Source organism: Hydrogenophaga sp., from assembly GCF_018780075.1.
Taxonomy (GTDB): domain Bacteria; phylum Pseudomonadota; class Gammaproteobacteria; order Burkholderiales; family Burkholderiaceae_C; genus Hydrogenophaga.
In genome coordinates, this window is record NZ_JADMKB010000147.1 from 45,159 (window position 1) to 67,966 (window position 22,808).

The window sequence follows — 22,808 nt, forward strand, 5'->3', positions numbered from 1 at the left end:
TTACATGAGTCCGCACGACCGCAAAGCAATGTCAGAGGCGAAGCTCCGAGCGATAGCAGTCCCCGTCAACGACCACCTTCCGATGATCGAAGCAGATCACGAAGTGGACCTGCGTTCACCAGAAGAAGTCTTGCGCCGCCTGTTGGCACTGTGGGCGGTGGTAGACAAAGCATTTCTAGGCTCGAAATCTAAAACCAGTAACTACTTCGCAACGCACAATTTGCAGCCATGGCTATCAAACGTCGAGCGCGACTTCCTGTTGAATGACCACCCCAGCAGACGCGACGGCATACATTTTTCTTGGCAGCTGGAAACGTTTTACTTTCTCGCCTGGTGCGCGGGCTTGCTCGCTTGCAATGAAATCCCGAATGAAGAATCCAGTGTCAAGCCGATCCTCCATCTGTTTCCTGTGGGAGCCGAAAAACCCGACCGCCTTCGCGCCGCGATCCACCTACGCGACAAGAGTGAGGTTCTTGACAGGGCTGACATCCTGTACCGACTGCATTGGGCAGTACGCAATGCCCAAGTAACAGGCTCGGACGCGCCAAAGGGAATTGATGGTGGAGTGGTTCAAGAATGGCATCGCGCGGTGAATTGGATGATTCGATACGACGGCGAAGACAACTGGGACAACGTTGGAACAGACACCTAGGTCGAGCTGCGGAAAGCAAGGTCTTGCCACACATGTTCAACGCCGACAACCCATTCGAAAACGCCCCAAAACCATGAAACTCGGCTACACCATCACCTACGTCCCCGACGTCGCCGCCTCCCTGGCCTTCTTCGAACAGGCCTTTGGGTTGCAACGCAAGTTCCTGCACGAGAGCGGCACCTACGGCGAGCTCGACACGGGCGAGACCACGCTGTCGTTCGCCGCGCACGAGCTGGGCGACATGAACTTCGAAGGCGGGCATGTGCACGCCGACAGCTCCCCGCAGCCGCTGGGTTTCGAGATCGCGCTGGTCACGGACGATGTGGCCGCGGCGCACGCCAGGGCCTTGGCGGCCGGCGCGCGCGAGATGGCGGCGCCATCTCAGAAGCCCTGGGGGCAGGTCGTGTCCTACCTGCGTTGCCCGGACGGCATCCTCGTGGAGCTGTGCACGCCGATCGGCGGCTGAGCCGACCGGCCCCTGCGCCGTGGCCTCAGGGTTTGGCCAGGTGCCAGACCCCGCCGCGGAACCCGTCGCCCGAGCGATCCCCGGGCTTCTGGTCGTTGGCCCACAGGTACAACGGCCGGCCTTTGTAGGCCCACTGCTGTTTGCCGTCATCGCGAACGATCAGCGAGTAGTCTCCCATCGCCTGGGCACCGTCCTTGACCAGCATGGGCGGCCAGCTCAAGGTGCACACCCCCGTGCACGCGCTTTTGCCCGGAATGGTGAGGTCGTTGTCCCACCAGTAGAGGCTCATGCCTTTTTCGTCGGTGATGACGCCGTCGGTGGTCTTGGGCTGGGCCCCGGCGACCGACATCCAGGCCACGAGGGCCAAGGCGGCAAGGGCTTTCAGAGATGTACGGGAAGTGCGCATGGTGATGTCTCCTGGGTCGGCATGACCCACTCTACTGTAGGAGCGGCAGGCACCGCGTCATTGATCCTCGTCAACCCAGGGCGCCGTTCAGGCCCCTGGCGCCGCAGGGCGCTTGGCAGGCGACCCTTGCACAGGGTCCAGTCACGCCCACCTGCCACCCAGGATGCGGCCGCCAAACGCCACCATGACACCCGGCCATCCCTCGACCTGCGTCTCTGACCTACCGGCCCCCCCACGCCCCGGCGTTGGCCGCGGGCACTGCTCGGCCTGGTGTTCTTTGCCATGTGCGCGCTGACCACCAGCGCGGTGCACTTCTGCATGCTTGTGCTGGGCGACATGCAGGTTCGTCTGATCGGTGTCGTCGGGCATGCGCTGTGCTTCCCGGCCGCTGCCAAGGTGGCACCGTTTCTGCATGCGCGCCCGGCATCCCGCCAACCACCCAGAGCCCACCATGCAAACCGTCACCATGCCCTTGCAGCTCGCGCCGACCAGCCTGACCCAGCCCATCCTGCCAAACTGGCAGTTCCACCTGTTCAATGTGAACCTGGGCAGCTCGTCCAACCCGGCCGTGGAGCAGGCCGCGCTGGAAAAGGTGGGCAGCTACGGCCGGCAGATCGGGCACCTGGCCGAGGCGCTGGAGCTGATCGTGAAGAAGGCGAAGCTGCTGGACAGCCCGGACCTGACGCAGGACGAGAAAGACGTGCTGCAGGTGTTCCTGGGTGACGCGTCGGCGATCCGCCAGATCAAGGCGGCGTTGCCGGGCGCTTGACCCGCCACCAGGCTCAGTGCTTCACCGTCGCCGTGGCTTTCGCCGCCGCGTCGAACCCGCCCTTGGCCTTCCACTCCTCCATGCCACCCTGCAGGATGCGCAGCTTGTCCCAGCCCGCCACACGCAGGGCGAACCCGGCCTGGGCCGAGAGCGAGCCGGTGTTGCAGTAGATCAGCACGGGTTTGTCTTTGGGGATGGTGTTGCGCTTGGCCAGCACCTGGCGCCAGTCCATGTTGATGGCGCCGGGGATGTGGCCCTTGGCGAACTGGGCGGCGTCGCGTGCGTCGATCACCACCATCTTTTTCCACTCGTCGGCCGGGATCTGCTCGGCAAAGATCACGCCGCCGCCGTAGTCGACGAACTCCAGGTACGCCTCCATGAAGTCCACCGCGTCGGCCTGTTGGTCGGCGTGGGCGGCAGGGGCCAGCAGCAGGGTGGCGGCGGCGAGCGCGGCGAGCGCCAGCGGTTTCAGTGTCATGGGGTCTCCTGGTTGAAATGGTAGTGAATCAGCATTTACTGATATTGTGCCGGAGGGGAGGCGGCTCTGGACAGGTTGTTTCACCTGCCCCGCCGGAGGGTCGTCAGTCTTTCACCTCGGCGCCCGGCTCGGTGGGGGGGCGGCGGTTGATCGCGTAGCCGGTGATCGCGCCTTTGAAGGGCAGCAGCAACATGCCCGGCAGGCGCGCCACCTCGTGCGGGTCGGTGTGCTCGTGGATGCCGATGGTCATGCCCAGCTGGCCGGCGCGCGGCTGGGCGCGGTAGGTGCCGAACAGGTGGTCCCACCAGGGGAGGTTGAAACCGAAGTTGGAATTGCTCTCGTCGTCTTCCACCGAGTGGTGCACCCGGTGCATGTCGGGCGTGACGAGGAACCAGCGCAGCACCCGGTCCACGCCGTCGGGCAGCCGGATGTTGCCGTGGTTGAACATGGCACAGGCGCTGAGCAGCACCTCGAACACCACCACCGCCAGCACCGGCGCCCCCAGCAGCGCGATGGTGGCGAACTTGATGCCCATGGACAGCACGATCTCCAGCGGATGAAAGCGCGTGCCGGTGGTCAGGTCGTAGTCGAGATCGGCGTGGTGCACCCGGTGCAGCCGCCACAGCGCGGGCACGGCATGCACCATCACGTGCTGCAGCCAGATGACGAAATCCATCGCCACGACGGCCAGCGGTACGGCGAGCCAGAACGGCACATCGAAGTTGTTCAGCAGCCCCCAGCCCCGTTCAACACCCAGCGCCGCCATGCCCACGGCCGCCGTGGGGAAGGCCACCCGCACGATCACCGTGTTGAGCAGCACGATGCCGAGGTTGGCGGTCCAGCGTTGCCGGCGCGACAACGTCAGGACCCGCCGTGGCGCGGCCAGCTCCCACAGGGCGACGAGCGCGAACACCCCGGCGAAGAACCCCACACGGATCTGCGGTTCATGGGCCAACACGAACTGTTCAAAGCTCACAGGGCCTCCCGCAGGCGGAGGGATTTCAGCTCGGTGCCGATGGACGCGAGCAAGGCGAGCAGCAAAAACGGCACCACGGCCAGATTCAGCGCGGACCAGCCGTAGCGGTCGTACAACCAGCCGGCGGACAGGCTGGACGCCGCCACCAGCCCGAACACCAGGAACTCGTTGATGGCCTGCACCTTCAGCTGTTCGGCCGGGCGGTAGGTCTGCGTCAGCAAGGCGGTTCCGCCCACGAAGACGAAGTTCCAGCCCACGCCGAGCAGGATCAGCGCCGAGGCAAAGTGCAGAAACTCCAGCCCCGAGAGCGCCACGGCCACATGCGCCAGCAGCAGCATGAAACCGGTCTGCATGATGCGCGGGGCACCGAAGCGTTTGACCAGGCTGCCGGTGAAGAACGACGGCGCGAACATGCCCACCACGTGCCACTGAATCACCGGCGTCACGCTCTGCCCTGGCAGGCCGCAGCCCAGCATGGCCAGCGGCGTGGCCGTCATCACCATGATCATCACGGAATAGCCCACCGCCGCGCCCAGGATCGATGTGAGCAGCAAGGGCTGCGACAACAGTTCCCTCACGGACCGGGCCGTGCCCGCCGCCACAGACGCCGCCGGCTTGAGCCGGACCTGCGACAGCAGACCCAGCGCCGCCACACTGAGCGCGGCCTGCGCCAGGTACGAGCCCACGAAGGGCCCGGAGATGAACCAGTCGCGCCCCCACTGCCCCAGTTGCGGCCCCACAAACGCCGCCACCACCCCGCCGGCCACCACCCAGGAAATCGCGCGGCTGGTGTGCGCCGCGTCCACCGCCTCGGTCGCGGCGAAGCGGTAGTAGTTGGCGAAGCCCTGATAGCTGCCCAGCAGCAGGTGCCCCAGAACGAACAGCGCAAACGACTGCTGCCAGAGGGCGTAGCCGGCCAGCGCACTGCCCGCCACCCCCAGGCTGGCGCCGATCAGGAAGCCCGTGCGGCGGCCCCAGCGGCGCATGAACATGGCCGCGGGCAACGACGCGATGGCCGTGCCGACCACCATCGCCGCCACCGGCAGCGTGGCCAGGCTTTTGTCGGGCGCCAGCAGGGCGCCCAGGATGGCGGCCAGGCTCATCGACAGCACGATGGCCGAGAGCATCAGGGCCTGGCTGCCGGCCAGCAGGAGCACGTTGCGACGGCCTGGAAACATGGTGGGCTTTCGTGGGATTCAGAAGACCAGCACCTGGTCGGCCTCGGCGGTCCAGTCGGCGAGCTGCGCGAGGGTCGAGCGCTGCGCGCCCTCCACCAGCTCCGCTTCGCCCAGGCCGCGCGCGTCCATGCAGGTGCCGCACAGGGCCACTTCGCCCTTGCGCAACACCTTGCCCAGCATCAGCTGCACGTTGTAGTAACCCTCGGGCACCTTCTGGCCCGCCTTGGCGCAGCCCACGGCGTCGGCCATGAGGAACACGCGCACCTGCGCTTCCGCCTTGGCGGTCATGGCGCCGGCCAGTCGCAGGCCGTTGTAGGCGCGCTCGCTGCCGTAGGGCGCGTCGTTGAGGATGAAGAGCACCGATGTCATGGGATCTCCGGGTCGGGGATCAATCGGCCTGCCGCTCCAGCGGCAGACCGGCGGCCTGCCACTCGCTCACGCCGTCGGACACCTTGCGGGCGCGGTAGCCGCGTGCCTGCAGCAAGGCCACGGCTTCGTCGGACAGCAGGCAGAACGGCCCGCGGCAGTAGGCGACGATGTCCTTGTCGCGCGGCAGCGAGGCCAGGTGCTTCTCCACCTCGGCCAGCGGCATGGAGCGGGCGAACGGCAGGTGCGCGACGGCGTATTCGTCGGACGGGCGCACGTCGATCACCAGCACCTCACCGCGGCGGGCCTGTTCCATCAGCGCCCGGCGGTCCACCGGCGCGAGCTGGTTGGGGTTGGCCACCATCTGGTCGAGCGCCAGCCGCAGTTCCAGCAGGTGTTCTTCGGCCACCTCGCGCAGCTTCACACCCAGGCCCGCCACATCGGCGCCGGTGAGGCGGTAATGAATGAACTTGCCTTCGCGCCGGCTGGTCACCAGGCGCGCGTCGCGCAGCGCCTTCAGGTGGGCACTGGCGAGCTTGATGTCGATCGACAGCTCGGCCGCGAGCGCGTCCACCGACTTTTCGCCCTGCGCGAGCATCTCCAGCAGCTCCAGGCGCTTGGGGCTGGACAGTGCCTTGCCGATGCGGGCGACCTGTTCGTACAAGAGGTCTTTGAGTTCACGGTGCTTCATGCGATTCATTCTAACGAATTTTAGAATGATGATGCAAGCAGGTGATCCCCCAACCCCGGGCTGGGCGACGAACGGCGTCAGCCGCTCCGGCGCAGCAGGTGCATGGTCTTTGCGCCGACCAGCGCGTAAGCCAGCATCACGTCGGCGTCGATGGCGGCGAACACCCATGAGCACGACGTCCGACAGCACCGCACCGGCCACGCCGGGCAAGGCAGCGCGCACGCCGTGCCGCGCGTGGCCCACGCGAACAGGAACCGGGCCGCCGGTGCGGCGGGGCGGGGTTTTGGTTGAGGGTCATGGCGGTCTCCAGTGGATGGACATCCACATGGTGCGCGGGCCCGCCAGCGGCGCCTTGACCCGTGTTCAGACCCACCCTCCCCGTCAGCCCGCCAGGAGCAGGCTCAGGGGCAGCCCAGCAGGTCGGCGAGGTGCAGCAGGTCGCGGGCGTGCAGCGTGTTGGCCGGGTCGGGCGACACGTCTTTCGGGTTCGCCGCGCCGAACTCCAGCGGGCGCTGGATGTACGCGGTCTGCAGGCCGCAGCCACGCGCCGCGGCGAGGTCGTCCTGGTGGGCCGCGACCATCATCACCTCGGCCGGTGCCAGGTCGAAGGTCTGTGCCACGCCGAGATAGGTGCGCGGGTCGGGCTTGTAGGCGCGAAACACCTCGGCCGAGAGGATGCAGTCCCAAGGCAGGCCGGCGGATTTGGCCATGTTCGTCAGCAGGCCGATGTTGCCGTTGGAGAGCGTGCAGAGCGTGAAACGCGCCTTCAGCCGCGTGAGCCCGGCCACCGCGTCGGGCCAGGCGGCCAGCCGGTGCCAGACGCGGTTCAGGTGCTGGCGCCGGGTTTCGTCCAGGTGGGCAAGGCCGAAGCGCGGCAGCAGGTCGTCGAGGATCAGGCGGTGCAGCTCGTCGATGCGCGTCCAGCCCAGCTCGCCCGAGCGCACGCGTTGCATGGCCGGCTGGTAGCCCGCGCGCCAGGCGAGTGCGAAGGCGTTGGCGTCGACCGCCGGGGCCAGCGCCTGCACCTCGCGCACGATGCTGCCGTGCCAGTCGACCACGGTGCCGAAGATGTCGAAGGCGAGCACGCGGGGCATGGGGTTCATGATCGGTCGCCTTTCGGCTCTCAGAGCCAGCGGCGCACGCGCCGGGTGTAGGCCGTGTAGGCCTCGCCGAACAGCGTGGTGAGCACGCGCTCCTCGGGCTGGATCTGGAAGCGGGTGATGTAGAGCACAAAGGCCACCGGTCCCAGCCAGGGCCACAGCGCGCCGAGCCAGACCGCCCAGGCCGTCAGCAAGCAGGCCATGCCCAGGTACATGGGGTTGCGCGTGATGCGGTAGACCCCGCTGGTGACCAGCGCCGATGTGTTGGTCGGCCTGAGCGGGTTCACGGTGGTGTGGCGGCGCACGAAGGCGATCAGGCCCGTCAGGTCAAAGCCGGCACCGACAGCCGCGACGGCCAGGGCCAGCCAGAGGCGCGCCGGGTCCGGCACAGCGAGCCCTGGCCCCAGCGGCGCCAGGAACCACATGGCCACACCGACCACCAGACCCACCACCGGCGGTGGCACCTTGAGTTCCAGCCAGCGGGTGTTCATCAGGCCGGTTGCCGCTTGCTGGTGGCCAGCAGGCCCGCCGCGAGCAGGAACACCACGCCGGTCAGCCGGTTGAACTGGCGCGCGCGGTGCGGCTGCTGCAGCCAGCGCTGGGCGCGCGAAGCGGTCAGCGCATAGACCGTGAGCCAGCCCAGTTCGAAGAACACGAAGGTCGCGCCCAGCACCAGGAACTGCGGCAGCTGCGGTGCGGCCGGGTCGAGAAACTGCGGGAACAGCGCGCCGAAAAACAGCAGCGCCTTGGGGTTGCTCAGGCCCACCAGGAAGCCCTGCGCGAACAGCCTGGGCGTGCGCGCCGCAGCGGCACCGCCCGAGACGCGGATGTCCGACGCCGGCGCGAGCAGCGCACGCACGCCGAGGTAAGCCAGGTAGGCGGCACCCGCCCATTTCAGCGCACTGAACAGCAGCTCGGACGCCGCGAGCAGCGCCCCCAGACCGAGCGCCGACAAGGCCATGAGCCCGACCACCGCCGAGGTGCTGCCCAGCGACGTGACCAGCGCCTTGCGCGGCCCGAGGTTCACCGAGGTGGACACGCACATGAGCACGGCCGGGCCGGGCGTGACGGTGAGCACAAAGACGGCGGCGACGTAGAGGAGCCAGGTGGAGAGGGTCATGAAAAACTCCGGTGAAACCCAACAGGCAAATCGCCTGCGAGCGGGGATGTCATTGCAATCGGGACGCGAAACGTTCCCAGCGGGGCAGCCAGTTCGTCGTGATGTCGGCCGACACCAGGATGCGCTCAGCGCGGGCGATCAGCAGCGCACGCGGCACCGGGCCGAAGAAGCGCGAGTCGCCACTGTTGTCCCGGTTGTCGCCCATCATGAAATAGTGGTCCGCCGGCACCGCCACCGGCCCGAAGCTGCGGTGGTTGGCCATGCCGTCCAGATACTGCACGGTGCGCTCGCTGTCCGCCGTGCGCTCGGTCGCGCGCGTCGCCGGCACGTTCATGCCAGGCGCCAGGAAGTCCTGCACCTCGCGAACATCGGCGTAGGCCGCTTCCGAGCCGTTGATGGACAGCACGCCGTCGTGCAACGCCACCACATCGCCGGGCAACGCCACCAGCCGCTTGATCAGGCGGGTGCCGTCCTGCGGCGAATCGAAGGTCACGATGTCGCCACGCTGAGGCTCCCCCAGCCGCGCCACGGCCATGCCGGTCAGCGGAATCTTGAGGTCGTAGGCCAGGCGGTTCACCAGCACCACATCACCCTCGAGAATGGTCGGCCGCATCGAGCCCGAAGGCACGGGGTTCCAGTCGGCGATGGCGGTTCGGAAGACGCCGAAACACAGCATCAGCACCAGAAAACCGCGGTTGCTTGTCAGCCATTTCTTCATGGCGGCACCTCAAAGGTTTGCACTTCGTTTCGCCAGCTCCTGGGCCGCGTTCAATCGGCGCAGCACAGGCCCGTTGAGCTCCCTATTCGCGGCCGTCCAGCGAGCCATCGTGCGGTCCAGCTCAACCCGCAGCCGAGACGCCGTGGCCTGATCACCCATCGCCAGGGCCCAGATGGCGTATTCGGCTTTGCAGTCGAAGCTGCCAAAGCGTTCCACCGCAGCCTCAAACTGCTCACGCGCCGCGTTGGCTTGACCCGCGCCCGCGTATGAGCGGGCCAGCAACAGACAGACCGCCTCGGTGCGGTATTCCGGGCGATCACGCTGAAGTTGTTCCAAATGCTGAACGGCATCGTTGTAACGCTGACACTCCACCATGGCCCGCGCGGCGCCGAAACGCAACTCGGGGTCCGACAAGAAGGGCCCCTTCAATGCGCTCTCGTACATCGAAGCCGCCTCTGAGGCTTCGCCCATGTCGAGCAACGCCGCTGCCAAACGCATTTGATTCTGCGCCGTTGGTGTCTCTTCAAAATCCGCTCTGGCGAGCCGGAGCTGCTTGCCGGGATCCAATGCCCTGGCCGCTGCTGAGACGGCCTTCAGCGCGCCACGCTCCAGCCGGGAGCTGGGCAGATAGATCATGAAGAAATAGACAATGCTGCCCAGCAGGGGGAAGGCAAAAAGGATGAACAACCAGTACATCTGTTGCCCCGATCGGACAACGTGAAAAGCGCAAAACAGCGCGATCAAAACATGCAAGCCCAGTCCTGCGATTGGCATGATTCCCTCCTCCTTGGTTTTGAAGATTGCTGACCGTTTTCGGCCATGACATCCGCTATCTCGGGTGGTCGCCCGACACCCGAAGCGCTGCTTAATCTACCCGAAGCCGCACACCCCCAGCCTCGGCCTGCACGATCTCGCCCACCTCGGCCGCACCGGCGAAACCGTGCCGCTCGAAGACCGCCAGCACCTCGGCCACCGCCTCGGGCGCGCAGGCCACGAGCAGGCCACCGCTGGTCTGCGGATCGCTCAGCAGGGCCTGGTCCACCGGCTGCAGGCCGGCGCCCAGGCGCACCTCGTGGCCGTACGCGGCCCAGTTGCGGCCGCTGGCGCCGGTGACCATGCCCTGTGCAGCGAGTTCGCGCACGCCGGTGATCAGGGGCACACGCGCCATGTCCATCTTCACCGTGGTGTTCGAACCGCGGGCCATCTCCAGCACGTGGCCGGCGAGGCCGAAGCCGGTGATGTCGGTGAGCGCGTGCACGCCGTCGAGCTGGGCCAGATCGGGCCCGGGCGTGTTCAGCTGGGTGGTGTGGGCGATCATCTGCGCGTAGCCCTCGGCGGGCAGCGCGTCTTTCTTCAGCGCGGCCGAGAGCACGCCCACACCGATCGGTTTGCCAAGGATCAGGCGGTCGCCCACCTTGGCGTCGGCGTTGCGCTTGACGCGCTGGGGGTGCACCAGGCCCAGGGCCACCAGGCCGTAGATGGGTTCAACCGAGTCGATGGTGTGGCCGCCCGCGATGGGGATGCCGGCGGCGCGGCACACGTCCTGCCCGCCCTGCAGGATCTTGCCGATGGTCTCGGTGCTGAGCACGCTGATCGGCATGCCCACCAGGGCCAGCGCCATGATGGGCGTGCCGCCCATGGCGTAGACGTCGCTGATCGCGTTGGTCGCGGCGATGCGGCCGAACTCGTAGGGATCGTCCACGATGGGCATGAAGAAGTCGGTGGTGGCGATCAGCGCCTGCTGCTCGTTGAGCTGGTAGACCGCCGCGTCGTCCGCCGTCTCGATGCCGACCAGCAGCTCTTTGGGCATCGGCATCGCGGCCGCGCCCTTCAAGATTTCGCTCAGCACGCCGGGCGCGATCTTGCAGCCGCAGCCACCGCCGTGCGAGAGGCTGGTGAGGCGAGGTTCTTTGGGGATAGTGGGGGTCATGGGAAATGTCCGTGGCAATGCGCAAGTGTCGCGCAGACTCACATGAAATTGCGCGTGTGGCGTTCGGACAGGTCCTGGGCCTGCCCGGACGCGAAGCCGAGCTTGACCAGGCGCGCACGCCGGCCCTCGGCCATCTCCTGCTTGAGGCGCTGCACGCGCTCGTGGCCCGTGGCCACGGCCTCGGGCGTGAAGGCGCCGGCGGCCAGCAGGACCAGCGCGTCGAACACCTCTTCGTTCAGGCCATCGGTGCTGGCGAGTTCGTCGTAGCGCCGCTCCACCGCCGCGTTCAGGCGGTGTTTCAGATCCGGGTCCTGCGCCATCTGCCAGGCCAGGTGCGACATGCCGAAGGCCACGTGGCGCGCCTCGTCGCGGCTGGCCAGGCGGCAGATCTGCCGCGTGACCGGATCGGGTGCGTAGGTGTTGAGGAAGTTCAGCAGGTTCACGAACGTGCCTTCGCCCAGCACCGACAGCAGGAACGACGCCACCGAAAACTCGGGCTCGTCGAACAGGGTCTTGAGCGAAGCCTGCGCGCCCGCGGTCGACAGCGCCGGGCCACGGCCCTTGAGGCCGATGCGCCGTGTGAAGACCTCGACGTGCCGCGCCTCGTCGGCGATGGTGATCGCCAGGCACTGCAAGACTTCGCGAAAGTGCGGGTGCATCTGGCCGAGGAAACGCGCCGGCACCAGCAGGGCGGCGTTTTCGTTTTCCACCAGGTAGGTCATGACCTGGACCACGGCGTCTTCCACCTCGTCGGGCAGCTCGAAGGGCGCGGCCCAGTCGATGGCTTCGTTGGGGTTCCACTGCGCTTCGACGGCCGAGGCGTACAGGCGTGCGGCGTCGTCGGCCCAGAGTGCGGCTTTGTCCGACAGCGGAAAGTGGAACTCGGGTGCGCCGGCCTCCACCAGCGCGCCGCGCGCGGCCACGCCCCAGCGGGCGCTGGGCTGCGACACCACCGCGCCTGGGGCGGACGGATCGGACACGCCGGCCCGTTGCGCGCCGCGCCAGCGCTGCGCTTCGCCCTGGCCGGGCGCGATGCGGTGTTCACCGTCCTGGCTCACCACGGCCAGGCCGCGTTTGCGGCACCAGCCGCTCAGGTGCACGCCCAGCTCGGGGTGGCTGCCGCGCACCCACAGCGGCAACGCCGGGTCGCGCTGGCGCAGCGCATGCGCCACCAACACGTGGGCGCCGGTGTCCATGCCCAGCGAGCCCAGTTCCAGCACGGGGCCGCTGGGGGCGGTGTCAGTAGCGGTAGTCATGGGCGGTGATGTTCCCCTGTGCGTCGTAGAAGCCGGTGGCGTCCACCGCGCGGTCCAGCCAGGCGTAGCCGCTGGTGCGACCGTCGCGCCACTGGCGCAGGCCTTCGAGTTCGAGCAGCGGGCGCACCTGCGGATCGTCGAACGACATGGCGCGGGTCAGGGTTTCAAAACGCGCCATCAGCTCGGCCGGCGCGCCGGGGCTGGTGGTGAAGTTGCAGTGGTCGAAGGCGGGCGTGCGCGCCAGCACCGTGGTGCGGCCAGCGGGCAGCGTGCCTTCCTGCGTGAACTGCAGGTGGTTGCCGTCGATCATCACCGCGGCGTCCACCTCGCCCGCGATCAGGGCGCGTGCGGCGTCGCGCTCGCCGCCGACGTGGTCACCGTGCTTGCCACCCAGCACATCGTGGCGCACCACGGTGAGCGCGGTGTCGGGGTCCAGACCCTGCTCGCGCAGCCACTGCAGCGGGATCAGCGTGGCCTGTGGCGAATCGATCGCCCCCACGCCGATGCGCTTGCCGCGCAGGTCGGCCAGGGTGGTGATGCCGGCGCCGGCGCGCACCACGATGACCGAGGTCAGGTCGCAATCGGTGTCGCGCATGGCGATGGCGCGCACCTGGTCGGACACGCCGCGCGCCCGGGCCATGCGCTCGGCGCGCAACCAGGCCAGCGGCGAGTTCCAGGCCACGTGCACCGCGCCGCTGAACTGCGCCTCGACCTGGCGCTCGTAGTTGGAATACAGGATGAAATCGAACGGCAGGCCGTTGCGGACGTAGTACTCCTTGAAGCCTTCCCAGATGGTGACGACCTTGGGGGCGTAGGCGACGGCGCCGAGGATCAGTGTTTGCGACATGGTGGGATCTTTCTCTGGTGAAGGTTCAGAACAGGTCCATGCCCAGCGTGGCCTTGCCGATGAAGTCGTAGAGCACGTCGGAGGTCGGTGCCATCACGGAGGCGGCGCGCGCGTCGCGGAACAGGCGCTCGATGCCCACGTCCTTGCGGAAGGCGGCACCGCCGCACACGCGCATGGCCAGGTCGGTGACCTGCAGGGCCGACTCGGCGGCGTGTGCCTTGACCTGCAACACGCGCAGCATGGCGTCGGCGCGGCCACCGGCGATGGCGGCCACGGTGTCGTCCAACAGCACGGCGGCGCTGTCGGCCTGGATCTTGGCGCGGGCGATGTAGGCGCGGGCGGTCGGCAGGTCGGCGATGCTGGTGCCCAGGTGGGCGAAGCGGGTGGCGTTGACGTGGGCGGCGGCGCGGGTGATGGCCCCTTCCATCATGCCCACCGAGCCCGAGGCGTTGAGCACCGAGAACCAGGGCAGCACGGTGCCCATCATCACGTCAAAACCTCCGCCGTCGGCGCCCAGCATCGCGCTCTGCGGCAGGCGCACGCCCTCGGCGCGCACCGGCGACGAGGCGTTGCCGCGCAGGCCCAGGCCGTCGAACGGGGCCACGGTGGACAGGCCCGCGGTCTCGCGCGGCATCAGCCAGATGCTGCTGGCGCCCGCGACGGCCAGGGGCTGGCTGGACCACACATACGAATCGGCGTGGCCAGCGGCGGTGACCCAGCTCTTGCTCGCGTCGAGCACGGCGTCGCTGCCGTCGGCGCGGGCGGTGCTGGTGGGCGCCCAGAAGTGGCTGCGCGAACCGGCTTCGGAGAAGGCCAGCGTGCTCAGGTGCTGCCCGGCGGCCACCGCCTTGCGCGTGGCCTCGTTGCCGAATTTTTCGATCACGGCCACGGCGCTGTAGTGCATGGCCAGGATCATGGCGGTGGACGAGCAGGACTGCGCGATGCGGCGCACCGCCTGGCTGGCGTGGCCCAGGCCACCGCCGGCACCCCCGACGCTGGCGTCGCTGATCAGGCCCAGCAGGCCGGCGCTGCGCAGGGCGGCCAGGCTGCTGGCGGGAAATTGCCCGAGCTTGTCGGTCTCGATGGCCGCGGCGTCGATGACCGAGGTGACCACCCCGTCGAGTTGGTTCAGCAGGGCTTGGGCAGGGGCGGAGTTCGTCATGGGTGCAGATCCAGATGAAAAGTGGATGGAATGGTTGCGGAAACGGGCCTTGGGTGCTCCTGCGGGCAAGCGGCAGGGGACATCACGCACGCGGTCCGGCCCGAAGACCGGCAGCGGCGCTGCACCCGAAAGACGGTGAGAGCGTAATGCATCCGGGCGCGCGCTCACGCACACCCGAGGGCCGGTGGGAAGGGGTGGCGGCCGTGGCCGGGGGTGTCAGGCCAGCTCGGCCAGCAGACGGAGCAGCGCGGCCCGCTCGGCGGCCGGTTCAAACAGCGCGGACCGCAACGCGCACTGCGACTGCAGGGTCGTGAGAAGCCCGGTGCCGTGGGCCAGGCCGTCGCGCGCCCGGCGCAGCAGCGCGGCCAGGGCGGCGGCGTCGCCGGGCGGGAAGTAACCGCCGTAGTCGGCACCGAGCATGCCCACGTTGCCGTCGATGCGCGAGGCCAGCACCGGCGTGCCGCAGAGCGCGGCCTCCAGGATCACGTGGGCGCCGCCTTCCAGGCGGCTGGGGTGCACCAGCACGTGCGCGCGCTGGATGCGCGAGCGCGTGGCCGCGTGCGGCAGGCCGCCGAGCCAGCGGTAGTGTGGGCGGTCGCGCTGCGTGGCGCTCGCGGCCTCGCCCAAAGCGGGGTCGAGCGCGGCGCCGACGTGGTCAATGAAGATGCCTTCGTCGGGCCCGATCAGGCGCGCCGCATCCAGCAGGGTCTGCGGCGATTTTTCGTCGCGCAGGTGGCCCACCATGAGCGCGCGCAGGTGCGCCGTGGTCTTGGGCAGGGTGGCGCGCCGTGTGCTCGACTGGAACACCACGCGGCACTTGCCGCGCAGCGCCTCGGGCAGCGCCATGGGGCCCTGCTCCTGCAGCACGATGAGCCGGTGCGCCAGCGCCAGCGAGCGCTGCGCGCTGGCGTCGGTGATGATGTCGCGGTAGAGGTCGGTGCCGGTGAGCGCGAGCACCAGCGGCCTGTCCGGGTGGGCCGCGGCCCAGGCCGCCACCGAACCGGCCGAGCGCCGCGCGTGCAGCGCGAGCAGGATGTCCGTGCCGTCGTCGGCCGCTCCGTCGGGCCACTGCTTCGCAAGCCGCACCACATAATGGCCCGACAGCAGGCGCGCCCAGCGGCGCGCGGTCTGCCAGTTGCCATTGTTGGCATCGGCCAGGGCCGGGGTGACGATGCACAAGGAGGGCTTTTTCATGGGTGTGAAGCTGACGCCATCGATTGTGTCCGATGCCGTGTCCGCGCGCAGCGGCGGCAAAGCGTTTCTCGCGGAGGCGCTGCGCGACGCGCGCGCGCGCAGCCTGTCCCAGTTCGCGGCCTGCGAAGCCGCGCTCGGCCCCGGCCTGCGCGTGCCCTGCGCGCGCGAGCTGAACCTGCCGCTCTGGGAGCTGGGCCACGTGGGCTGGTTCGCCGACTGGTGGCTGGCGCGGAACCCGCAACGCCACCGCGGCGTCAACGCCCACCCCGACGCCCCACGCAGCCCCGCGCGCCAGGCCGCCCGCGGCGTGGACGCTGACGCGCTGTACAACTCCAGCGAGGTGCCGCACGACGCGCGCTGGCGGCTGGACCTGCCCGATGCACACGCCGTGCGCGCCGACCTCGCGGCCAGCCTGAGCGACACGCTGGCCCTGCTCGCTGACGCGCCCGACGACGACACCGGCCTGTACTTCTTCCGCCTTGCGCTGTTCCACGAAGACATGCACGCCGAGGCCGCGGTCTACATGGCGCAGACGCTGGGTTTCGATCCACAGAACCCCCACCCGGGCGCCCCGGTCACACCGCACCGGCCGTCTGCACTGGAAATCCGCGCCACGGACTGGACGCTGGGCCACAGCGGCCCCGGCTTTGCGTTCGACAACGAGCTCGGCGCGCACGGCGTGCAGGTCGGCGCCTTCGAGATCGACGCCCAGCCCGTGACCTGGGCGCAGTTCCTGCCCTTCGTCGACAGCGGCGCCTACGCGCAACGCCGCTTCTGGGGCGCGCCCGGCTGGATCTGGCGCCTGTCCCAGGAGCGCATGGCGCCGCGCTACCTGCGGCAAGGCGCACAGGGCTGGGAACAGCAGGTGCACGGCCACTGGCGGCCGCTGGACCCGGCCGCGCCGGCCAACCACCTCACCGCGTTCGAAGCGCAGGCCTGGTGCGCCTGGGCCGGGCGGCGCCTGCCGACCGAGGCCGAGTGGGAAGTGGCGGCGCAGCAGCCGGGGTTTGTCTGGGGCAGCGTGTGGGAATGGACCGCCAGCGCCTTCGCGCCCTTCCCCGGCTTCGTGGCCCACCCCTACGTGGACTACTCCGCGCCGTGGTTCGACGGCCGCCCGGTGCTCAAGGGAGCGAGCCACGCCACCTCGGCGCGCATGCGCCACCCGAAGTACCGCAACTACTTCACCCCCGAGCGCAACGACATCGTGGCCGGGTTCCGTTCGGTCGCTGTTGCCTGACACCCGCCCTCGCTGTCCGACGCCGGCCCCCATCCCGGCCGTCCCCCGAGGGGGAAAGAGTCGATCCGTTCAGGCCGGAGCGAAGAACACGCTGAACCAGCCGCGTTCATCGGTCCAGTGGGCGGCAGGGCCGAAGCCCGCTTCGTGCAGCAGCGCGTCGAAGCTGTCGGGCCGCCACTTGTACGAGTTCTCGGTGTGCAGCCGCTCGCCGTCGGCAAAGTGGCGCTCGCCGCCGGGCCAGCGCACGGTCTGTGCGCCGTCGGCGCGCAGGTGCATCTCGATGCGCGAGTCGGTGTCGTTGAAGAAGGCCACGTGCTGCCAGCGCGCGGGGGCGAAGTCGGTGCCCAGCAGGGCGTTGGCGTGCAGCAGCAGGTTGCGGTTGAAGGCGGCGGTGACACCGAGCGGGTCGTCGTAGGCGGGTTCCAGGATGGCCGTGTCCTTCACGCGGTCCACCCCGATCAGGAGACCGCCGCCCGGCCCACCCCCGGCGCACACGGCGCGCGCCTGGCTCAGCAAGGCCAGCGCTTCGGCGGGGTTGAAGTTGCCGATGCTGGAGCCGGGGTAGAACACGCAGCGCGGCGCGCGCTCGACGCCCTGCCCGGCCAGCCAGTCGGTGGCGGCGCCCGGCAGGGCCAGCCCGGCGGAGAAGTCCATGCCCAGCCCCAGCATGGGCAAGCCGGTGTGGCGCTGTTGCAGCGCGCCCATGGCCTCGCGCAGGTAATCCACCGAAATGTCCACCGCCACGTAGGCCGCCGGCCGCAGCACCGGGAACAGGCGGGCGGCCTTGGCGCAGCTGCCGGCCCCCAGATCGATCAGCACCGCGCCCTGGGGCACGTGCCGGGCCATGTCGGCACCGTGCTGCGCGAAGATGCCGGCCTCGGTGCGGGTGGGGTAGTACTCGGCCAGCTCGGTGATGGCGTCGAACAGGCGCGAGCCCAGCGCGTCGTAAAAGAACTTGGGCGACACGTGCGCCGGGCGCGCCTGCAACCCCGCCGCCAGCTCGGCGCGCACGGCGGCGTGGTCGGTCTGGTGCAACTGCACAAAGTGGGGAGCGGTGGGCAGTGGTGGCATGGTGGGACCTGTGTGGACGACGCACCGCTTTATAAACCGGTGTCCCCTCGCGGCCCACGCCGGCCCACCAAGGCCTTGCGGGCCAAGGCCCGTCCCAAGACCCCTGGGCACCGGAACGGCGTGGCAACGCGGTCTAATACCCCTCCCGCATCCCTCTTCACCGGATACACCATGACACACCCCACCCTCTCCCGCACCCGACGCGCACTCTTGACCTGCGCCGTGCTCGCCGCTGGCACCGCCTTCACCGGCCTGGCCCAGGCCCAGGCCCAAGCCGTGTTCCGCGTCACCGCGATCCCCGACGAAGCCCCCACCGAGCTGGCGCGCAAGGCCGCGCCGCTGGTGAAGTACCTCGAATCGAAGCTCGGCATGAAGGTCGAGTTCACCCCCGTGACCGACTACGCCGCTTCGGTGGAGGCCCTGGTCAACAAGAAGGTGGACATGGCCTGGTTCGGCGGCTTCACCTTCGTGCAGGCCAACGTGCGCTCGGGCGGCAAGATCGTCCCGCTGGTGCAGCGCGAGGAAGATCAAAACTTCAAGTCCGTCTTCATCACCAGCGACCCGGCCATCCAGAGCCTGACCGACCTCAAGGGCAAGGACGTGTCCTTCGGTTCGCAGAGCTCGACCAGCGGTCACCTGATGCCGCGCAGCTTCCTGCTGCAGCAGGGCATCAACCCCGAGAAGGACTTCAAGCGCGTGGCCTTCAGCGGCGCGCACGACGCGACCATCGCCGCCGTCGCCTCGGGCAAGGTGCAGGGCGGTGCGCTCAACATCTCGGTGTGGGAAAAGTTCGTGGCCGACAAGAAGGTGGACCCCACCAAGGTGCGCGTGATCTACACCACCCCGCCCTACTTTGACTACAACTGGTCGGTGCACGCCGACATGCCGGCCGCCACCCGCCAGAAGCTGGCCGAAGCGCTGACCTCGCTCAGCAAGGCCACGCCCGAAGGCAAGGAGATCCTGGAGCTGCAGCGCGCCACGAAGTTCGTGCCCACCAAGGCCGAGAACTACAAGGGCATCGAAGCCGCCGCGCGCAGCGCCGAGCTGCTGTAAACCGAGGCACGGCGTTTGAAGATTGAACTGCAAGGCGCCAGCGCCCGCCACCCGGCGGCGAAGGCGGGCGCCGCCCCCGCGCTCATGGCGGTGGACCTGCGGGTCGCGCCGGGCGAGCAGGTGGCCGTCATCGGCCCCTCGGGCGCGGGCAAGACCACGCTGTTGCAGGTGCTGGCCTGTGCCATGCCGCCGGCCACCGGCTCGCTGCTGCTGGACGGGCAGGACCCCTGGCAGCTGCCGCGCGCCGATCTGCAGCGCCTGCGCGGGCGGCTCTTCCTCGCGCCGCAGGTGCCGCCGCTGCCGCCGCGCCAGCGCGTGGTGACGTCCGTGCTGGCGGGTCGCCTGCCGGCCATGGGGTTGTGGCAGAGCCTGCGTTCGCTGTTCTACCCGGCCGACATCCCCGCGGCCTTCGAGGCGCTGGACCGCTTCGACCTCGCCGACAAGCTGTTTGAGCGCGTGGACCGGCTCTCGGGCGGCGAGCGCCAGCGCGTGGGCCTGGCGCGCGCGCTGCTCGCGCCCGCCTCGCTCTGGCTGATCGACGAGCCTTTGTCGGCGCTGGACCCGTCGCGCGCGCGCCAGGCCATTCACACCTTGCTGGCGGGCGCCCGCGAACGCAAGGCCACGCTGGTGACCACGCTGCACCAGGTGGAGGTGGCGCTGGAGCACTTTCCGCGCATCGTCGGCTTGCGCGACGGCGCGCTGGCGTTTGACCTGCCGGCCGCGCAGGTGACGCGCGAGCACCTGGCCCACCTGTACGACCAGCGCGAAGACGAGCTGCACGGCCCAGCTCCGTTGGACGCGGCCCCGCCGCCCCAACCGCTGCCGGTGGTGATGCACTGCCGGTGATGGAACACCCCCCGCGCCGCTTCGCGTCACCCCCCGCCCGGCAAAGCCGGTTCGGCGGCTGCCGCTGGACAAAGGCCCCTCGCCGTGGCTGACCTGAGCATGCGCGCTCCACCGGACCGCGACCCGGCCTGGCTGCCGCGCCTGTTCTGGAGCGGCGCGTTCGTGGTCATGCTGTGGCCGCTGCTGGTGGCCACCGAGTTCAGGCCCTGGGTGATGCTGGCGCCCGAGAGCCTGAAGGTCAGCGGGCACTTTCTCGCGAGTTTCTGGCCGTTGGCCCACAGCGGCGAGTTCCTGGCTCTGGTGGCAAAGGAAACCTGGCGCACCGTGGCCATGGCCACCGCCGGCATCACCCTGGCGCTGGTGCTGGCGGTGCCGTTCACACTGCTGTCCACCCGCGTGCTGTCGATCTCGGCGCTCTCGGGCCGCATGGCGCGCGGGCCGTTCTGGTGGCGCCAGGCGGTGCGCTGGGGGTTGATCGTGCTGCGCAGCATCCCCGAGCTGGTCTGGGCGCTGGTGTTCGTGCGCGTGGTCGGCCTCGGGCCCACGGCCGGGGTGCTGGCCATTGCGCTCACCTACGGCGGCATGCTCGGCAAGGTGTACGGCGAGATCCTGGAGAGCGGCGAAACCCAGGCCACCGAGGTGCTGCTGCGCAACGGCGCCGGCCGCCTGCAGGCCTTCTTCTATGGCCTGCTGCCCGCCAGCGCGGCCGAGCTGACCAGCTACACCGTGTACCGCTGGGAGTGCGCGATCCGCTCTTCGGTGGTGCTGGGCTTTGTGGGCGCGGGCGGCCTGGGCCAGCAGATGGACAACTCGATGAAGATGTTCAGCGGCGGCGAGGTGGCCACCATGCTGCTGGTGTTCATGGCGCTGGTCGCCTTCGCGGACAGGTTGAGTGCCTGGCTCCGGAAAGCACTCGGATGACCCAACCCCGCGCCGCGAAAGAGACCTACAAGCTGCCGCCGCCGCTGTTCGACGCGCGCTGCAGGGCCTGCTGGTTCGTGCTGGGCCTGCTGGTGCTGGTGATCGCCAGCTTCTGGTCGCTCGATCTGCAGTGGGCGCAGTTTTTATCGCTCGACGCGGCGCGGAGCATGGGGCGTTTCCTGGGCGAGTTCTTCCCGCCCGACACCTCGCCCGCCTTCCTGAACAAGGTGGCGCAGGGCGCCTGGGAAACGCTGGCCATGTCGGCCCTGGGCACCCTGCTCGCGGCCGTGGCCGGGCTGGCGCTGGCGCTGCCCGCGAGCCGCCTGTTTGAAGGCCACGCCGCCTGGGGCCGCGTGCCCACACGCCTGCTGCTCAACGCGCTGCGCAGCATCCCCGAGCTGGTGTGGGCCGCGCTGCTGCTGATCTCGGCCGGCCTCGGGCCGCTGGCCGGCACGCTGGCGCTGGCGCTGCACACCACCGGCGTTCTCGGCCGGCTGTTTGCCGAGGCCATGGAAAACGCGCCGCCCGGCCCCGGCGCGGCGCTGCGCACGCAGGGCGTGGGCAACGTCCGCGTGGTGCTGTTCGCCACGCTGCCGCAGGTGCTGCCGCAGCTCATGAGCTACACGCTCTACCGCTGGGAAAACAACATCCGCGCTGCCGCCGTGCTGGGCGTGGTGGGCGCGGGCGGTCTGGGCCAGTTGCTGGCCTTCCACATGGGCCTGTTCCACATGGGCAAGACCGCCACCATCCTCGGCGCCATGCTGCTGCTGGTGGCACTGGTGGACGCGGCCAGCCTGGGCGCGCGGCGCTGGATGACACGCTGAGGCGGCCCCCTCGCGCCGCCGCGCAACGGCCCCGTTGCCGTTGGGGTGATGGGCCCGCGTTGGTGTCACGGCCCCAGGTGGCGTAAGGTGCGCGGCTGTGGTGATCACGCCCGTGGGGCACGGACGGCATCACCAGCGGCACCCAACGGGGGGACACAGCATGAACACCCAGCCACGCCACCACCTCAGCGCCAGCGCGCTGGCCCAGCGCTACGCCCAGGTGCGCGCGCAGACCCTGGCGCTGGCCGCGCCCCTGAGCGAGGCGGACTGCCAGGTGCAGTCCATGCCCGACGCCAGCCCCACCAAGTGGCACCTGGCCCACGTGACCTGGTTTTTCGAGACCTTTGTGCTGGAGCGCTTCGAGCCCGACTTCCAGCCCTTCCACCCCGCGTTCCGCGTGCTGTTCAACAGCTACTACCAGGGCGTGGGCGAACAACACCCCCGCGCCCAACGCGGCCTGATCACACGCCCCGGCCTGGCCAAGGTCAAGGCCTGGCGCGCGAACGTGGACGCGCGCATCGCGACGCTGCTGCAAGGCACGGTGAGCGACGAACTGGGCGAGCTGATGGAACTCGGCCTGCAGCACGAGCAGCAGCACCAGGAGCTGCTGCTCACCGACCTCAAGCACCTGCTGGCCATGAACCCGCTGAACCCGGTGTACCACCCGCAGTGGCCGCTCAGCAGCGTCGTGGCCGCGCCCCTGGAATGGACGGACTGCGCGGGAGGCCCGGCCTGGCTGGGCCATGCGGGCGACGGGTTTGCCTTCGACAACGAAACCCCGGCACACGCGGCGCTGCTGAGCCCCCACGCGCTGGCGAACCGCCCCGTCACCCACGGCGAGTGGCTGGCCTTCATGGACGACGGCGGTTACCTCGATCCGCGCTGGTGGATGGCGGCCGGCTGGGACTGGCGGTGCGCGCAGCGCATCGAAGCGCCGCTGTATTGGCAGCCGGGCGGCGACCCGGCCGTGCACGGCGGCTGGACCAACTTCACCCTGCACGGGCGCGTGCCCATCGACCCGCACACGCCGGTGGTGCACATCAGCTGGTTCGAGGCCGACGCCCACGCACGCTGGCGGGCCGCGCAAGACGGGGAACCCATCCGCCTGCCCACCGAAGCCGAGTGGGAGCACGCGGCGCAATCCCTCGGCGCCGCGCTGCACACCCAGGGCAACTTCCTGGAGAGCGGCGCGCTGCACCCGATGCCGCTGTCCCGCAGCGGCCCGGGCCTGAAGCAGATGGGCGGCGACGTGTGGGAGTGGACCGCCAGCAGTTACCTGCCCTACCCCGGCTACCGGCCCTGGGCCGGCGCGGTGGGCGAATACAACGGCAAGTTCATGGTGAACCAGATGGTGCTGCGCGGCGGTTCCTGCGCCACGCCGCGCGAGCACATCCGCGCCAGTTACCGCAACTTCTTCCCGACCGAGGCCCGCTGGCAGTTCAGCGGCCTGCGGCTGGCGAAGGATCTGTGAGCCAGCGCGGCCAGCTTTGACAAGCGCGATCTCGGCGCCTTCGACGTGCCGAGGCTTGGCGCTCCAGCGCGAGAAG

Annotated in this window: 26 protein-coding genes; 9 read left to right on the plus strand and 17 right to left on the minus strand. The window is 69.3% G+C overall.

Annotated features, from left to right (window positions below; translation table 11 throughout):
- The first annotated feature begins 4 nt into the window (after positions 1-4).
- Positions 5-652, plus strand: coding sequence for a DUF4272 domain-containing protein (locus IV088_RS22780; protein ID WP_291106513.1), 648 nt, complete (start codon positions 5-7; stop codon positions 650-652).
- 73 nt (positions 653-725) lie between these two features.
- Positions 726-1,118, plus strand: coding sequence for a VOC family protein (locus tag IV088_RS22785; protein WP_291106515.1), 393 nt, complete (start codon positions 726-728; stop codon positions 1,116-1,118).
- 25 nt (positions 1,119-1,143) lie between these two features.
- On the opposite strand, the gene IV088_RS22790 is transcribed toward IV088_RS22785, so the two are convergent.
- Positions 1,144-1,524 (minus strand): hypothetical protein, encoded by a 381-nt coding sequence (locus IV088_RS22790; protein ID WP_291106517.1) that lies wholly within the window; start codon positions 1,522-1,524, stop codon positions 1,144-1,146.
- Between the two features lie 451 nt (positions 1,525-1,975).
- Between IV088_RS22790 and IV088_RS22795 the strand changes: the two genes are divergently transcribed.
- Complete coding sequence (locus tag IV088_RS22795; RefSeq protein WP_291106519.1) at positions 1,976-2,293, plus strand: hypothetical protein; 318 nt, start codon at positions 1,976-1,978, stop codon at positions 2,291-2,293.
- 13 nt (positions 2,294-2,306) lie between these two features.
- Here IV088_RS22795 and IV088_RS22800 read toward each other — a convergent pair whose 3' ends face one another.
- The 15 genes from IV088_RS22800 to senB all read right to left on the minus strand — a co-directional run bounded on the left by IV088_RS22800 (position 2,307) and on the right by senB (position 15,309).
- Positions 2,307-2,771, minus strand: a complete 465-nt coding sequence (locus tag IV088_RS22800) for a rhodanese-like domain-containing protein (RefSeq protein ID WP_291106521.1) — start codon at positions 2,769-2,771, stop codon at positions 2,307-2,309.
- 103 nt (positions 2,772-2,874) lie between these two features.
- Positions 2,875-3,747, minus strand: coding sequence for a sterol desaturase family protein (locus IV088_RS22805; protein ID WP_291106523.1), 873 nt, complete (start codon positions 3,745-3,747; stop codon positions 2,875-2,877).
- A complete protein-coding gene (locus IV088_RS22810) occupies positions 3,744-4,925 on the minus strand; it encodes an MFS transporter (RefSeq protein WP_291106525.1) in 1,182 nt (393 codons plus the stop codon). The genes IV088_RS22805 and IV088_RS22810 overlap by 4 nt, the downstream gene beginning before the upstream one ends.
- Positions 4,926-4,943: 18 nt before the next feature.
- Positions 4,944-5,294 carry a DsrE/DsrF/TusD sulfur relay family protein gene (locus tag IV088_RS22815; RefSeq protein WP_291106527.1) on the minus strand — a complete coding sequence of 117 codons (351 nt, stop codon included), beginning with the start codon at positions 5,292-5,294 and terminating at the stop codon, positions 4,944-4,946.
- A 19-nt stretch (positions 5,295-5,313) separates the two neighbouring features.
- Positions 5,314-5,982 carry a metalloregulator ArsR/SmtB family transcription factor gene (locus tag IV088_RS22820; protein ID WP_291106529.1) on the minus strand — a complete coding sequence of 223 codons (669 nt, stop codon included), beginning with the start codon at positions 5,980-5,982 and terminating at the stop codon, positions 5,314-5,316.
- Between the two features lie 401 nt (positions 5,983-6,383).
- The gene (locus tag IV088_RS22825; protein ID WP_291106531.1) at positions 6,384-7,085 is read right to left on the minus strand and encodes a haloacid dehalogenase type II; all 702 of its coding nucleotides are present in this window, start codon (positions 7,083-7,085) and stop codon (positions 6,384-6,386) included.
- 20 nt (positions 7,086-7,105) lie between these two features.
- On the minus strand, positions 7,106-7,573 hold the full coding sequence (locus IV088_RS22830) for an isoprenylcysteine carboxylmethyltransferase family protein (protein ID WP_291106533.1): 468 nt from the start codon (positions 7,571-7,573) through the stop codon (positions 7,106-7,108).
- Positions 7,573-8,202 carry a LysE family translocator gene (locus tag IV088_RS22835; protein WP_291106535.1) on the minus strand — a complete coding sequence of 210 codons (630 nt, stop codon included), beginning with the start codon at positions 8,200-8,202 and terminating at the stop codon, positions 7,573-7,575. Before IV088_RS22835 ends, IV088_RS22830 begins: the two co-directional genes overlap by 1 nt.
- A gap of 49 nt (positions 8,203-8,251) precedes the next feature.
- A complete protein-coding gene (gene lepB, locus IV088_RS22840) occupies positions 8,252-8,920 on the minus strand; it encodes a signal peptidase I (RefSeq protein ID WP_291106537.1) in 669 nt (222 codons plus the stop codon).
- Positions 8,921-8,929: 9 nt separating this feature from the next.
- Positions 8,930-9,694, minus strand: coding sequence for a tetratricopeptide repeat protein (locus tag IV088_RS22845; protein ID WP_291106539.1), 765 nt, complete (start codon positions 9,692-9,694; stop codon positions 8,930-8,932).
- Positions 9,695-9,785: 91 nt separating this feature from the next.
- Positions 9,786-10,850 carry a selenide, water dikinase SelD gene (gene selD / locus IV088_RS22850; RefSeq protein ID WP_291106541.1) on the minus strand — a complete coding sequence of 355 codons (1,065 nt, stop codon included), beginning with the start codon at positions 10,848-10,850 and terminating at the stop codon, positions 9,786-9,788.
- A 38-nt stretch (positions 10,851-10,888) separates the two neighbouring features.
- Entirely contained in the window at positions 10,889-12,106 is a 1,218-nt protein-coding gene (locus IV088_RS22855; RefSeq protein WP_291106543.1) for a ferritin-like domain-containing protein, read from the minus strand.
- Positions 12,090-12,953 (minus strand): phosphate/phosphite/phosphonate ABC transporter substrate-binding protein, encoded by an 864-nt coding sequence (locus tag IV088_RS22860; protein WP_291106545.1) that lies wholly within the window; start codon positions 12,951-12,953, stop codon positions 12,090-12,092. Before IV088_RS22860 ends, IV088_RS22855 begins: the two co-directional genes overlap by 17 nt.
- A gap of 25 nt (positions 12,954-12,978) precedes the next feature.
- Positions 12,979-14,115 (minus strand): acyl-CoA dehydrogenase family protein, encoded by a 1,137-nt coding sequence (locus tag IV088_RS22865; RefSeq protein WP_291106547.1) that lies wholly within the window; start codon positions 14,113-14,115, stop codon positions 12,979-12,981.
- A gap of 216 nt (positions 14,116-14,331) precedes the next feature.
- Complete coding sequence (gene senB / locus IV088_RS22870) at positions 14,332-15,309, minus strand: selenoneine biosynthesis selenosugar synthase SenB (protein ID WP_291106549.1); 978 nt, start codon at positions 15,307-15,309, stop codon at positions 14,332-14,334.
- Here senB and senA point away from each other — a divergent pair.
- Positions 15,308-16,546 carry a selenoneine synthase SenA gene (gene senA, locus IV088_RS22875; RefSeq protein WP_291106551.1) on the plus strand — a complete coding sequence of 413 codons (1,239 nt, stop codon included), beginning with the start codon at positions 15,308-15,310 and terminating at the stop codon, positions 16,544-16,546. The two genes, senB and senA, sit on opposite strands and share 2 nt — an antisense overlap.
- Positions 16,547-16,615: 69 nt before the next feature.
- Here senA and egtD read toward each other — a convergent pair whose 3' ends face one another.
- Positions 16,616-17,617 carry an L-histidine N(alpha)-methyltransferase gene (egtD, locus tag IV088_RS22880; protein ID WP_291106553.1) on the minus strand — a complete coding sequence of 334 codons (1,002 nt, stop codon included), beginning with the start codon at positions 17,615-17,617 and terminating at the stop codon, positions 16,616-16,618.
- A gap of 171 nt (positions 17,618-17,788) precedes the next feature.
- Here egtD and IV088_RS22885 point away from each other — a divergent pair, with 171 nt between their 5' ends.
- The 5 genes from IV088_RS22885 to egtB all read left to right on the plus strand — a co-directional run bounded on the left by IV088_RS22885 (position 17,789) and on the right by egtB (position 22,732).
- Positions 17,789-18,670 (plus strand): putative selenate ABC transporter substrate-binding protein, encoded by an 882-nt coding sequence (locus tag IV088_RS22885; RefSeq protein WP_291106554.1) that lies wholly within the window; start codon positions 17,789-17,791, stop codon positions 18,668-18,670.
- A 15-nt stretch (positions 18,671-18,685) separates the two neighbouring features.
- A complete protein-coding gene (locus IV088_RS22890; RefSeq protein ID WP_291106556.1) occupies positions 18,686-19,516 on the plus strand; it encodes a phosphonate ABC transporter ATP-binding protein in 831 nt (276 codons plus the stop codon).
- A gap of 99 nt (positions 19,517-19,615) precedes the next feature.
- Positions 19,616-20,437 carry an ABC transporter permease gene (locus IV088_RS22895; protein ID WP_291106568.1) on the plus strand — a complete coding sequence of 274 codons (822 nt, stop codon included), beginning with the start codon at positions 19,616-19,618 and terminating at the stop codon, positions 20,435-20,437.
- Positions 20,434-21,261 carry a phosphonate ABC transporter, permease protein PhnE gene (phnE, locus tag IV088_RS22900; RefSeq protein WP_291106558.1) on the plus strand — a complete coding sequence of 276 codons (828 nt, stop codon included), beginning with the start codon at positions 20,434-20,436 and terminating at the stop codon, positions 21,259-21,261. The genes IV088_RS22895 and phnE overlap by 4 nt, the downstream gene beginning before the upstream one ends.
- Positions 21,262-21,421: 160 nt before the next feature.
- Complete coding sequence (gene egtB, locus IV088_RS22905; protein ID WP_291106560.1) at positions 21,422-22,732, plus strand: ergothioneine biosynthesis protein EgtB; 1,311 nt, start codon at positions 21,422-21,424, stop codon at positions 22,730-22,732.
- The last annotated feature ends 76 nt before the right edge of the window (positions 22,733-22,808 follow it).